Source organism: Streptomyces sp. NPDC107521 (genome assembly GCF_055598485.1).
In genome coordinates this window covers 298919-311492 of record NZ_JBVKAT010000007.1, presented here as the reverse complement: position 1 = coordinate 311492, position 12574 = coordinate 298919, and the positions used below count along the sequence as shown (strand labels likewise).

9 protein-coding genes and 1 pseudogene are annotated in these 12574 nt (G+C 69.1%); 5 read left to right on the top strand and 5 right to left on the bottom strand.

Features of this window, described 5'->3' with window-relative positions; all coding sequences use genetic code 11:
• The 5 genes from ACZ7LB_RS14125 to ACZ7LB_RS14105 all read right to left on the bottom strand — a co-directional run.
• Positions 1-337 (bottom strand): ATP-binding cassette domain-containing protein (locus ACZ7LB_RS14125; RefSeq protein WP_471468003.1); only part of this gene is annotated, 337 nt, incomplete at its 3' end.
• Positions 338-364: 27 nt separating this feature from the next.
• Entirely contained in the window at positions 365-1402 is a 1038-nt protein-coding gene (locus tag ACZ7LB_RS14120; RefSeq protein WP_471468002.1) for an ABC transporter ATP-binding protein, read from the bottom strand.
• A 73-nt stretch (positions 1403-1475) separates the two neighbouring features.
• Positions 1476-2456, bottom strand: coding sequence for an ABC transporter permease (locus ACZ7LB_RS14115; RefSeq protein WP_471468000.1), 981 nt, complete (start codon positions 2454-2456; stop codon positions 1476-1478).
• Positions 2457-2562: 106 nt separating this feature from the next.
• Positions 2563-4326 (bottom strand): ABC transporter substrate-binding protein, encoded by a 1764-nt coding sequence (locus ACZ7LB_RS14110; protein WP_471467999.1) that lies wholly within the window; start codon positions 4324-4326, stop codon positions 2563-2565.
• Positions 4327-4401: 75 nt separating this feature from the next.
• Positions 4402-5430, bottom strand: coding sequence for an ABC transporter permease (locus tag ACZ7LB_RS14105; RefSeq protein ID WP_471467997.1), 1029 nt, complete (start codon positions 5428-5430; stop codon positions 4402-4404).
• A gap of 511 nt (positions 5431-5941) precedes the next feature.
• Between ACZ7LB_RS14105 and ACZ7LB_RS14100 the strand changes: the two genes are divergently transcribed.
• From ACZ7LB_RS14100 to ACZ7LB_RS14080, 5 genes and pseudogenes are all read left to right on the top strand, one after another.
• On the top strand, positions 5942-7573 hold the full coding sequence (locus ACZ7LB_RS14100; RefSeq protein WP_471467996.1) for a peptide ABC transporter substrate-binding protein: 1632 nt from the start codon (positions 5942-5944) through the stop codon (positions 7571-7573).
• 9 nt (positions 7574-7582) lie between these two features.
• Positions 7583-8506 (top strand): ABC transporter permease, encoded by a 924-nt coding sequence (locus tag ACZ7LB_RS14095; protein WP_471467994.1) that lies wholly within the window; start codon positions 7583-7585, stop codon positions 8504-8506.
• Positions 8499-9479: an ABC transporter permease gene (locus tag ACZ7LB_RS14090; RefSeq protein WP_471467993.1), complete on the top strand. Its 981-nt coding sequence runs from the start codon at positions 8499-8501 to the stop codon at positions 9477-9479. Before ACZ7LB_RS14095 ends, ACZ7LB_RS14090 begins: the two co-directional genes overlap by 8 nt.
• 9 nt (positions 9480-9488) lie before the next feature.
• Positions 9489-10472 carry an ABC transporter ATP-binding protein gene (locus ACZ7LB_RS14085; protein ID WP_471467991.1) on the top strand — a complete coding sequence of 328 codons (984 nt, stop codon included), beginning with the start codon at positions 9489-9491 and terminating at the stop codon, positions 10470-10472.
• A pseudogene (locus ACZ7LB_RS14080) lies at positions 10465-11541 on the top strand (ABC transporter ATP-binding protein); the annotation flags it as partial. The gene ACZ7LB_RS14085 and the pseudogene ACZ7LB_RS14080, both read left to right, overlap by 8 nt.
• Positions 11542-12574 lie beyond the last annotated feature (1033 nt).

Genomic DNA, 12574 nt, shown 5'->3' with positions numbered 1-12574 from the left:
GGCGCGGGTTGAGGGAGGCGTAGGGGTCCTGGAAGATCATCTGGATCTCGGACCGGATCGGCGCCAGCGCCCGCCGCTTCGCGTGGGTGATGTCCTGGCCCCGGTAGAGGACCTTTCCGGCGGTGGGCTCCAGCAGGCGGGTGATCAGCCGGCCGGTGGTCGACTTGCCGCAGCCGGACTCGCCCACCAGGCCCAGGCTCTCGCCCTCGTGCACCTGGAAGTCCAGGCCGTCCACGGCGCGGACGGCGCCGACGGTGCGCGGTATCGGGAAGCCGCCCTTGATGGGGAAGTGCTTGGTCAGACCGCTGACGTCCAGGAGCGGTTGTGCGTTGCTCATGATTGGTGAAGTCCCGTCTCTTGTACGTCAGTTGTGCCGGGTACCGGCGAAGTCGGCGAACAGCTCCGAACGCTGCTCCTTGGGCAGGTGACAGGCGGAACCCCGGCCGTCGACCACCTCCAGCACCGGGCTCTCACTGGAGCACAGACCGCCGGGGACCTTCTCGGCGAAGGCGCACCGGGGGTGGAAGCGGCAGCCGGAGGGCGGGTTGAGCAGCGAGGGCGGGGAGCCCGGGATCGGGGACAGCGGCACGTCGACCGGTCCGTCCAGGCTCGGCATGGAGTTCATCAGGCCCAGCGTGTAGGGGTGCTGCGGGGTGCGCAGCACCTCCTCCTTGGTGCCGCGCTCCACGCACCGGCCGCCGTACATCACCAGCACGTCGTCCGCGATGTCGGCGATGACGCCGAGGTCGTGGGTGATGAAGATGATGGCGGTGCCGAACTCCTGCTGGAGGTCCTTGAGCAGGTCCATGATCTGCGCCTGGACGGTCACGTCGAGCGCGGTGGTCGGCTCGTCCGCGATCAGCAGCTCGGGGTCGCAGACCAGCGCCATGGCGATCATCGCGCGCTGGCGCATACCGCCGGAGAACTGGTGCGGGTAGTCGTCGACGCGGACGTCGGGCTGCGGGATGCCCACCCGGCGCAGCATCTCGATGGCCCGGTGCCGGGCCTCCAGCCGGGACGCGCCGGTGTGCTTGCGGTACGTCTCGCTGATCTGCTTGCCAATGGTGTGGTAGGGCGACAGCGAGGCCAGCGCGTCCTGGAAGATCATGGACATCTTGTTGCCGCGCAGCCGCTCCAGCTGCCGCTCCGAGGTGGCGAGCAGGTCCTGGCCGTCGAGGACGATCTCCCCGTCGATCCGCGTGCGGTCCCGGTCGTGCAGACCCAGGATCGTCAGGTTGGTGACCGACTTTCCGGAGCCCGACTCACCCACGATGCCGAGCGTCTTGCCCTTGGCGAGGTCGAAGGTGAGCCCGTCGACGGCCTTGACGATGCCGTCCTCGGTGGAGAAGTGGACCTTGAGGTCGCGGATGGAGAGGAAGGGCTGCTGTTCGGTGCTCGTCACGGGGACGCTCCAGAGGTGATGCGGGGGTCGCCGGGGTGGGGGCGGTGGAGGGGGCTGGCGGCTGCGACCGGGATCAGGCGAGCCGGATCCGCGGGTCGATGAGGGCGTAGACGGCGTCGACGACGATGTTGGACAGCACGATCGCGGTGGCGGCCAGCATGGTGACGCCGAGCTGCATGGGCAGGTCGCTCTTGTCCACGGCCTGGAGCGCCAGTCGTCCGATGCCCGGGAGGGAGAAGACGGACTCGGTGATGATGGCGCCGCCGATCAGGACACCGAGGTCGATGCCGAAGATCGTGACGATCGGTCCCATCGCACCGCGCCAGGCGAACCGGAAGAAGACGTTGGGTCCGGACAGGCCCTTGGCCCGCGCGGTCCGCACGTAGTCCTCGTTGAGCTGTTCCACCAACTGGGAGCGCGTCATACGGGTGTAGTTGGCGGTGAAGATGATCGACAGCGTCATCCAGGGCAGCAGCAGCCCCGAGAACCAGCTGGTGGGGCTCTGGGTGAAGGGGGTCCACGACGGCTGGCTCAGCAGGTCGAGCTGCGACACGAAGAAGTACATGGCGACGTAGCCGACGAAGTAGATCTGGAGGGACGAGCCCAGCAGGGACACCGAGCTGGCGAACTTGTCCAGGAACTTGCCCTGCTTGAGCGCGGCCAGCATGCCCGCGCCGATGCCGATGATCACGAAGAAGACGGCGGCGCCGAAGGCCAGCGACAGCGTCGTGGGCAGCCGGTCCATGATCGTGCCGAGGACGGGCTCGCTGTTGGCGAAGGAGTAGCCCAGGCAGGGAGCGTCGCAGAAGCCGGCGCTGCCGTAGTCGCGACCGACGAAGAAGCCCACCAGCCAGTGCCAGTACTGCATGATGATGGACTCGTCGATGCCCAGGTTCTTCCGGATCTGCTCCAGATTCTCCGGCGAGCAGTTCTTGCCGCAGGACATCATGGCAGGGTCACGCGGGATTGCGTAGAAGAGCCAGAAAGTGACGGCGCTGATGATCAACAGGATCACCACGGCGCCGGAGACTCGGCGGACTAGGAAGCGGAGCATGAGGGCGTGACTTTCCGGACGGGGCGCCGTCGCCAGGGGTGGAGGGGGGTGGGCCCGAAGGGGGCGGCCGTGTGGATGGTGGCCGCCCCCGAGGGATCGTACGCGCCTACTTCTTCAGGTAGAGCTGGCAGAGCGCGATGCAGGTGTTGCCGTTGTCGAAGATGACGTTGCCGACCTTCGATCCGTACATCCAGTTGCGGATCGAGTGGTAGTCGGGAACGACGGCCGCCAGCTCCATGATCTGGCGGTCGACGGCACCCCAGGCCTTGTTGGCCTGCTCCGGGTCCTCGATCTTGGAGGCGGCGTCGATCGCGCGGTTCACACCGGCGTCGTCGAGCTGGGCGTAGTTGCTGCGGCCGTCGCCGATGTTCTCGCCGCTCCAGCAGGGGTAGAACACGGAGTAGCCGTTCGGCCAGTCCGGGCTCCAGCCGGCGGCGAACAGGTCGTAGCCGTTGTTGACCTTGCCGATCTGGGTGTAGAAGGTCGACTTGTCGACCTGCTTGTTGACGACCTGGAAGCCGGCGGCCTCCAGGGCGTTCTTGATCGCGACGGCGGACTTCACCGAGTTCTCGGACTGCTGGTAGGCGATGACCAGCTTCTGGCCCTCGGCACCGGCCTCCTTCAGCAGCGCCTTGGCCTTGGCGGGGTCGCCACCGGGCTTCTTGGTGACGCCGTACAGGTCGAACTTGGTGTAGCCGGGGGTCACCGGGCTGAGGACCGTGGTGGCCAGCTCGCTGGTGGAGGCGCCGCCGCGGATCGTCTGGAGCTGCTGGTGCGGCCACGCCCAGTTGATCGCCTGGCGGACCTTGACGTCCTTGATCCGGGTGGTGTTGATCGGCCAGTAGTAGGTGACCGTGTCGACCACCGTGAGGACGCGCTTCTTCAGCTCCGCGTTGGTGAGGACCTGGGCGATGCGCTGCGGGGCGACCTCGTTGAAGATCGACATCGTGTACTGGTCGTTGTCCCGGTCCGCCATGTAGCGGTCGGTGGACGCGATCAGCTCGTAGCCGAACTGGAAGACGAACTTGTCCGGGTACGCGTTGCGGATCGGGTCCGTCTTCGCGTCCCAGTGCTCGTTGCGCACGTAGGTGAGCGACTTGCCGATGCTGCGGGCGCCGATCTTGTAGGGGCCGCAGGAGAACGGGCGCTTGTCGTACTTCTCCTTGGTGTCGTGCTTCTGGGGCACCAGGGAGAAGCCGCGCATGGCCAGCGTGAAGTTGAAGTCGGCGCGGGCCTCGTTCAGGCGGAAGGTGACGGTCTTGCCGTCGATCTCGATGGAGTCGAGGTGCTTGCCCTCGTACGGGCCCTTGTACTTGTCGCCGCCGACGAGGAACTGCTGCACGTAGCGCGGGCCCTCGGTGATGAACGACGCGAAGAGGCGCTCGAAGGAGTGGCGGACGTCATCCATCGTGACGTCGGAGCCGTCCTCCCACTTCAGCCCGTCCTTGATGGTGAAGGACCAGGTCTTGCCGCCGTCCTTCATGGTGCCGGCGTCCGTGGCGGCGTCGCCGACCAGGGTGGTGCCGCCCTTGCCGTCCAGCTTGTAGCCGGTCAGACCGCGCATGATCGGCACGGTGATGGCGCCCGTGGTGGAGACGTAGATCTGCGCCGGGTCCAGGTGGTCCATGTCGAACTGGTCGAGCGAGTAGACCGTGCCGCCCTTGACGGCGTCCGGGACGGCCGGCGCCGGGCCGGTCGAGTCGGCCTTGGTGCCGACCAGGATCTCCGTGGTCTTGCTGCCGCTGACCTTGGGCGCGTCGTTGCGGGAGCCGCCGCTCTTGTTGTCGCTGCCGCCGCAGGCGGTCAGCACCGAGGACGAGGCCGCGACGACACCCGTCGCGACGAGGAAGTTTCTGCGGGAGAAGGACATGGTGAACCTACCAAGGGTGGTCAGCGGGACGGAGGGCCGGCCGGACTCCTGTGTACGGACCGGAGGCGGAACGGATCAGCGCTTGGACTTCGGGTCGAGTGCGTCGCGCACCGAGTCGCCGAGCAGGTTGAAGGCGAGGACGAAGATCACCATCGAGACGCCCGGGAAGAGCATGAAGGTCAGGTCCTCGGTGTAGAACTGGGCGCCTCGCTGGATCATGACTCCCCAGTCGGGGGTCGGGTCGATGATGCCGACACCGAGGAAGGCCAGACCCGCTTCCGCGGTCACGTAGGCCGGGAGCATGAGCGTGGACTGGATGAGGATGGGTGTCCACAGGTTGGGCAGCAGTTCCTTGAAGACGATGCGCCACGGGGACGCGCCCGTGACCTTGGCCGCCTCGACGAACTCGCGCTCGCGCAGACCGAGCACCTGGCCGCGCAGCAGACGCGCGAGGGAGGCCCAGCCGAAGAAGGAGAGCACCAGGATGAGGGAGATGGCCCGCAGCGACGTGGGGACGTTCTCGTCGGCCGCGACGAAGAGGCCGTAGACGACCGGCATGAACGCGATGAAGAACAGCGTCGACGGGAAGGACAGCAGGATGTCGATGACCCGGCTGACGAAGTAGTCCGTCTTGCCGCCCAGGTAGCCCGCCGTGGTGCCGATGACGACGCCCACGATCGTGGTGAGGAGGGTCGCGGTGATCGCGATGCCCAGGGAGGTGCGGATGCCGTAGAGCAGGAACGTGAAGACGTCCCGGCCCAGCTGGGGCTCGATGCCGAACCAGAACTCCGAGCTCATGCCGCCGTTGGGACCGGCCGGGTAGGCGAAGGCGTCCAGCAGCTCGGGCCGGTCACTGGCGTACGTGGTGTACGGGTCCTTGCCGTACAGCTTGGCTATGAGGGGTGCCGCGAGCGCGATCACGAAGAAGAAGATCACGACGCAGGCACAGACGACACCCGCGCGGTCGCGCTTGAAGCGCTTCCAGGCCAGGCGCCCGGGGGAGCGGCTCTCGTTGCCCTGAGGGGTGGCGGGCGTGGGCGACTTGTCGACGCTCTCGTCGGTCACCTCTAGCGGGGCAGCCGCTGATGGAGTTGGGGGGGTCATGGTGCTCCTGGCCCAAGGGAGGGTCTGATGACTCCGCAGGGCGTCCCCCTACGGGCTACGCCGGACTTTTTCAACGCAATTCGTTCAAGGTCAATAAAAACTGGTTCGAGTTGACGCTCTCTTTACTCTCTTTGCCTCGTCTTTGCCATTCCGTAGTTGGGCGGGTAGCGCGCCGTGATCGATCCGTGCTTTACAAAGGACCAATTACGCGAAACGGGCAACAGGTTCGTTATCCGGACGCCGGGTCGTCGGAATGCGTACACCGAACGGTCGAAATCCAACGGTTCCGCATCGCTTCCCGAAGATCAGTTGCGCCCCCGTTCATGATCCACCATCACCGTTCACGCGAACGTGTGATAGAGGGCCCCTCGCGCCCGATGGCGGAGTGTGGGGTTCCTCCAAAGGGAGGCATGCGGGTGCGGAATGCCGTACTTGCCCCGATATTGGCCGGTAATGGATCAGCGGACGATCCGGACGGGTCCTCGGACGCGTCGGGGCAAGGAGGCATTCCATGCGCGGAGCCACGCAGGCCAAATGGACCGCCGTCGCGGCGGCGGTGGCACTCGCGGCGACGGCCTGCGGAGGCGGCGGCGGGAGCGGCGGCGGGGACGGCGGCTCGGTGCTCAGCTCCTCCTGGGGCGACCCGCAGAACCCGCTGGAGCCGGCCAACACCAACGAGGTGCAGGGCGGCAAGGTCCTCGACATGATCTTCCGGGGCCTGAAGCGCTACGACCCCCAGACCGGCGAGGCCAAGAACATGCTCGCCGAGAAGATCGACAGCACCGACTCCGAGAACTACACCGTCACCGTCAAGGACGGCTGGACCTTCAGCAACGGCGAGAAGGTCACCGCCGCCTCCTTCGTGGACGCCTGGAACTACGGCGCCGGCCTGAAGAACAACCAGCGCAACGCGTACTTCTTCGGCTACATCGACGGGTACGACCGGGTCCACCCCGAGGACGGCAGCGCGCAGACCGCCGACACCCTCTCCGGGCTGAAGGTGACCGGGGACCGCACCTTCACGGTCAGGCTCAACCAGAAGTTCTCCAGCTTCCCCGACACCCTCGGCTACTCCGCCTTCGCGCCCCTGCCCAAGGCGTTCTTCGACGACCACGCGGCCTGGCTGAAGAAGCCGGTCGGCAACGGGCCGTACAAGATCGACAACTACACCCGCGGCTCCCAGATGTCCCTGCGGACCTGGAGCGACTACCCCGGCGACGACAAGGCGCAGAACGGCGGCGTCGACCTCAAGGTCTACACCGACAACAACACCGCCTACACCGACCTGATGGCAGGCAACCTCGACCTCGTCGACGACGTCCCCGCGGCCCAGCTCAAGAACGTCAAGAAGGACCTCGGGAGCCGCTACATCAACACCCCGGCCGGCATCATCCAGACCCTGGCGTTCCCCTTCTACGACAGCGGCTGGAACCAGCCCGGCTCGGTGAAGGTCCGCCAGGGCCTGTCCATGGCGATCAACCGCAAGCAGATCACCGACACGATCTTCCAGAACACCCGCACCCCGGCCACCGACTGGACCTCGCCGGTCCTGGGCAAGGACGGCGGGTTCAAGGAGGGGTTGTGCGGCAAGTGGTGCGAGTACCACCCCGACGAGGCCAAGAAGCTGGTCAAGGACGGCGGCGGGCTCCCCGGCGGCCAGGTCAGGATCACCTACAACGCCGACACCGGCTCCCACAAGCAGTGGGTGGACGCGGTCTGCAACTCGATCAACAACGCCCTGGGCAACGACCGCGCCTGCGTCGGCAACCCCGTCGGCACCTTCGCGGACTTCCGCAACCAGATCACCGACCAGAAGATGAACGGTCCCTTCCGGGCCGGCTGGCAGATGGACTACCCGCTCATCCAGAACTTCCTCCAGCCGCTGTACTACACCAACGCCTCCTCCAACGACGGCAAGTGGTCCAGCACCGAGTTCGACGGCCTCGTCGACAAGGCCAACGGGCAGACCGACACCGCCGAGGCCGTGAAGACCTTCCAGCAGGCCGAGGGGGTCCTCAGGGACCAGATGGGCGCCATCCCGCTCTGGTACCAGAACGGCAGCGCCGGCTACTCGCAGCGGCTGTCCAACGTCAAGCTCAACCCGTTCAGCGTCCCGGTCTACAACGAGATCAAGGTCAGCTGAGGGGGAGCCATGGGACGGTACGTCGTCCGGCGGCTGCTCCAGATGATCCCGGTCTTCATCGGGGCCACGCTGCTGATCTTCCTGATGGTCAACGTGATGGGCGACCCCATCGCGGGCCTGTGCGGGGACCGGCAGTGCGACCCCGCGACCGCGGCGCAGCTCCGCCGGGAGTTCGGCCTCGACAAGCCGGTGTGGCAGCAATACCTCACCTACATGGGCAACGTCTTCACCGGTGACTTCGGCACGGCCTTCAACGGCCAGCCCGTCACCGAGCTGATGGGCACCGCCTTCCCCGTCACCATCCGGCTGACCCTCGTGGCGATCCTCTTCGAGATCGTCGTCGGCATCGTCCTCGGCGTGGTCACCGGACTGCGCCGGGGCCGCCCCGTCGACACCGGGGTGCTGCTGCTGACCCTCGTCGTGATCTCCGTCCCCACCTTCGTCACCGGTCTGCTCCTCCAGCTCCTGCTCGGTGTCCAGTGGGGCTGGATCAACCCGGCCGTCTCCTCCGCGGCGCCGTTCGACGAGCTGATCGTGCCCGGGCTGGTCCTCGCCTCGGTCTCGCTCGCCTACGTGACCCGGCTGACCCGCACCTCCATCGCGGAGAACCGGCGCTCCGACTACGTCCGCACCGCCATCGCCAAGGGCCTGCCCCGGCACCGGGTCATCACCCGGCACCTGCTGCGCAACTCCCTGATCCCCGTGGTCACCTTCATCGGCACCGACATCGGCGCCCTGATGGGCGGCGCCATCGTCACGGAGCGGATCTTCAACATCCACGGCGTCGGCTACCAGCTCTACCAGGGCATCCTGCGCCAGAACACCCAGACCGTCGTCGGCTTCGTCACCGTCCTCGTCCTGGTCTTCCTGGTCGCCAACCTCGTCGTCGACCTCCTCTACGCCGTACTCGACCCGAGGATCCGCTATGCCTGAGCAGCCCTACGAGCCCGAGCGCGCCATCGCCGGCACCGGCATGGGCGGCCAGATGGACCTCGGCGCCAGCGAGGCCACCACCCTGGAGAAGACCCCGGGCGGCCCCGAGGGCACCGGCCCCCAGGAGAAGCCGCGCAGCCTCTGGTCCGACGCCTGGCACGACCTGCGCCGCAACCCGGTCTTCATCGGCTCGGCGCTGGTCATCCTCTTCCTCGCCGTCATCTCCGTCTGGCCCTCCCTGATCGCCTCCGGCAGCCCCCTCAAGTGCGACCTTGCCAAGGCCCAGCAGGGCTCCCAGCCGGGGCACCCCTTCGGCTTCGACGGACAGGGCTGCGACGTCTACACCCGCACCGTCTACGGCGCCCGCACCTCGGTGGCCGTCGGCGTCCTCTCCACCCTCGGCGTCGCGCTCCTCGGCAGCGTCTTCGGCGGTCTGGCCGGCTTCTTCGGCGGGGCGGGCGACGCCGTGCTCTCCCGCATCACCGACATCTTCTTCGCCATCCCCGTCGTCCTCGGCGGACTCGTCCTGCTCTCCGTCATCACCAGCAACACCATCTGGCCGGTCATCGGCTTCATCGTGCTGCTCGGCTGGCCGCAGATCTCCCGCATCGCCCGCGGCTCGGTGATCACCGCCAAGCAGAACGACTACGTCCAGGCCGCCCGCGCCCTCGGCGCCTCCAACACCCGGCTGCTGCTGCGGCACATCGCGCCCAACGCCGTCGCCCCCGTCATCGTGGTGGCCACCATCGCGCTCGGCACCTACATCTCCCTGGAGGCGACGCTGTCCTTCCTGGGCGTCGGGCTGAAACCGCCCAGCGTCTCCTGGGGCATCGACATCTCGGCCGCCTCCCCCTACATCCGCAACGCCCCGCACGCGCTGCTCTGGCCGTCGGGGGCGCTGGCCATCACCGTCCTGGCGTTCATCATGCTCGGCGACGCGGTGCGCGACGCCCTCGACCCGAAGCTGAGGTGAGCCGCCGCCATGCTGCTCGAAGTACGCGACCTGCACGTGGAGTTCCGCACTCGCGACGGCGTCGCCAAGGCCGTGAACGGCGTCAGCTACGCGGTCGACGCCGGTGAGACCCTCGCCGTGCTCGGCGAGTCCGGCTCCGGCAAGTCCGTCACCGCCCAGACGATCATGGGCATCCTCGACGTCCCGCCGGGCCGGATCACCTCCGGCGAGATCCTCTTCGACGGCCGGGACCTGCTGAAGCTCAAGGAGGACGAGCGCCGCCGGGTGCGCGGCGCCGGGATGGCGATGATCTTCCAGGACGCGCTCTCCTCCCTCAACCCCGTCCTGACCGTGGGCGAGCAGCTCGGCGAGATGTTCACCGTGCACCGGGGGATGTCCCGCAAGGACGCCCGCGCCAAGGCCGTCGAGCTGATGGACCGGGTGCGCATCCCCGCCGCCCGCGAACGCGTCCGGCAGTACCCGCACCAGTTCTCCGGCGGCATGCGCCAGCGCATCATGATCGCGATGGCGATGGCCCTGGAACCCAAGCTGATCATCGCCGACGAGCCGACCACCGCCCTCGACGTCACCGTCCAGGCCCAGGTGATGGACCTGCTCGCCGAGCTGCGCCGCGAGTACCGGATGGGCCTCATCCTCATCACCCACGACCTCGGCGTCGTCGCCGACGTCGCCGACCGGATCGCCGTGATGTACGCGGGCCGGATCGTCGAGACCGCCCCCGTCCACGACATCTACAAGGCCCCGGCCCACCCGTACACCCGGGGCCTGCTGGAGTCCATCCCGCGCCTGGACCAGAAGGGCCGCGAGCTGTACGCCATCAAGGGCCTGCCGCCGAACCTCACCCGCATCCCCTCCGGCTGCGCCTTCCACCCCCGCTGCCCCATGGCCCAGGACGTCTGCCGCACCGACGTGCCGCCCCTGTACGAGGTGACCGGGTCGGACGCCGAGCGGGGCAGCGCCTGCCACTTCTGGAGGGAGTGCCTGCATGGCTGAGGCGAACCGGTCCACCACCGAACCGCTCCTGGAGGTGCGCGGGCTGGTCAAGTACTACCCGCTCACCTCCGGCATCCTCTTCAAGAAGGAGGTCGGCGCCGTCAAGGCCGTCGACGGCGTGGACTTCGTCCTCGGCCGCGGCGAGACCCTCGGCATCGTCGGGGAGTCCGGCTGCGGCAAGTCCACGGTCGCCAAGATGCTGGTCAACCTGGAACGCCCCACGGCGGGCGAGATCCGCTACAAGGGCGAGGACATCACCCGGCTCTCCGGCCGCGCCCTCAAGGCGGTGCGCCGCAACATCCAGATGGTCTTCCAGGACCCCTACACCTCCCTCAACCCCCGCATGACCGTCGGCGACATCATCGGGGAGGCCTACGACATCCACCCCGAGGTGGCCCCCAAGGGCGACCGGCGCGCCCGCGTCCGGCACCTCCTGGACGTGGTCGGCCTCAACCCCGAGTACATCAACCGCTACCCGCACCAGTTCTCCGGCGGACAGCGCCAGCGCATCGGCATCGCGCGCGGGCTGGCCCTGCGCCCGGAGATCATCGTGGCGGACGAGCCCGTCTCGGCGCTCGACGTGTCGGTGCAGGCCCAGGTGATCAACCTGATGGGGCGGCTCCAGGAGGAGTTCGAGCTGTCCTACATCTTCATCGCCCACGACCTGTCCATCGTGCGGCACATCTCCGACCGGATCGCGGTGATGTACCTGGGGCGCATCGTGGAGACCGGTCGCGACGCCGAGATCTACGAACACCCCACGCACCCGTACACCCAGGCGCTGCTCTCGGCGGTGCCGGTGCCCGACCCGGACGCGCGCGAACACCGCGAGCGGATCCTCCTCGCCGGTGACGTGCCCTCCCCGACCAACATCCCCTCCGGCTGCCGCTTCCGCACCCGCTGCTGGAAGGCGCAGGAGCGCTGCGCGCTGGAGGTCCCGCTGCTGGCGGTGCCGGCCGTGTTCCGGGACACGGAGGGGCCCGCCGCGCACGACTCGGCGTGCCACTTCGCGGAGGAGAAGCGGGTGGTGCCGCCGGAGGACGCGGGGCTGGGCCCCGCTCCGAGCCCCGCCGCCACGCCCGCCGCCGCCCCCGCCCCCGCCCCGCACGGTGCCCACCGGGAGGACGTCGGGCCCGGCGCGGCCGGGGGGCGGGACGAGGACGAGGAGGATGCCCCGGAGGGCGGCACGGACGGCCGGGCGCACGGCCCGGGGCCGAAGGGCGAGGGGGAGCCGGACGACACCGCGGGGCCGGGCGGGGGCGAGGGGCCGGGCGGGAGTGCCGGGCCCGGTTACGCCACCGCGCCGGACGACGGTGCCGGGCCGGACGACGGTGCCGGGCCGGGTTCCGGTGCCCCGCCGGGCGATGCGGCCGGGCCGGGCGGCGGTGCGGGACCGGCGGGCGGCGCCGGGCGCGCTGGTGCCGGGCCGTCCGGCGACCGCGGTGGGCCCGGCCCCGGTGGTGGTGCTGAGGAGACGCGGGGCGGGGACGGTCCTCCGGATGTCCCGGGAGATGCGAAGCCCGGCCCGGAGAGCGACGGGGAAGGCCCGGAGGGCGGCCGGGAGGGCCCCGGCGGCGCCTCGGAGGGCCCCGGGAGGGGCGGGGGGCCGGACGGCCGCTAGAGGGGCGTCCAGGGCGCGGGAGGGCGGCGTACGGGCCCGGCGGCGGGACCGCCGTGGCACGGCCCCGGCGCGGTGGTCCCTTCCCCGCGGCGGGCCAACTCCCTTACGGACGGGGCCGGTCCCGTGGGAGCCGGCGCCCGTACGGCGGGAACGGGACCCGTGGGTGTGGGAACCGCCCGTGTCGCCGCCGGGCTCGACTCCCTCACCGGCACAGTGGGTTCCGGTACGGATGCGTCCAACCCCTCGCGGTAGCGCGAGTGTTGGTCGTCCCGTGCATGCCCGACCCCGTAGTCACCTCCACCCGGTCCGGCCTCGGCCCCGGCTCGGGGGTGTCCGGGCCCGTGAGCCCGGGTCCGGGAGCGCCCGGGACCGGTCGCGCGCCCCGGGCCCGCGTTCGCCGGGCTTCCGGAGCGGGAGGCCGGGTCCGGGATTGCCGGTCTCGCGTCCGCCTTGGCTCGGGGGCCGTCCGGGACCGGGAGTC

What these genes read in the sequence shown, in the direction of transcription:
- ACZ7LB_RS14115 (WP_471468000.1), bottom strand. Translation starts at nt 2,456, where the DNA reads ATGCTCCGCTTCCTAGTCCGCCGAGTCTCCGGCGCCGTGGTGATCCTG.
- ACZ7LB_RS14110 (WP_471467999.1), bottom strand. Translation starts at nt 4,326, where the DNA reads ATGTCCTTCTCCCGCAGAAACTTCCTCGTCGCGACGGGTGTCGTCGCG.
- ACZ7LB_RS14105 (WP_471467997.1), bottom strand. Translation starts at nt 5,430, where the DNA reads ATGACCCCCCCAACTCCATCAGCGGCTGCCCCGCTAGAGGTGACCGAC.
- ACZ7LB_RS14100 (WP_471467996.1), top strand. Translation starts at nt 5,942, where the DNA reads ATGCGCGGAGCCACGCAGGCCAAATGGACCGCCGTCGCGGCGGCGGTG.
- ACZ7LB_RS14095 (WP_471467994.1), top strand. Translation starts at nt 7,583, where the DNA reads ATGGGACGGTACGTCGTCCGGCGGCTGCTCCAGATGATCCCGGTCTTC.
- ACZ7LB_RS14090 (WP_471467993.1), top strand. Translation starts at nt 8,499, where the DNA reads ATGCCTGAGCAGCCCTACGAGCCCGAGCGCGCCATCGCCGGCACCGGC.
- ACZ7LB_RS14085 (WP_471467991.1), top strand. Translation starts at nt 9,489, where the DNA reads ATGCTGCTCGAAGTACGCGACCTGCACGTGGAGTTCCGCACTCGCGAC.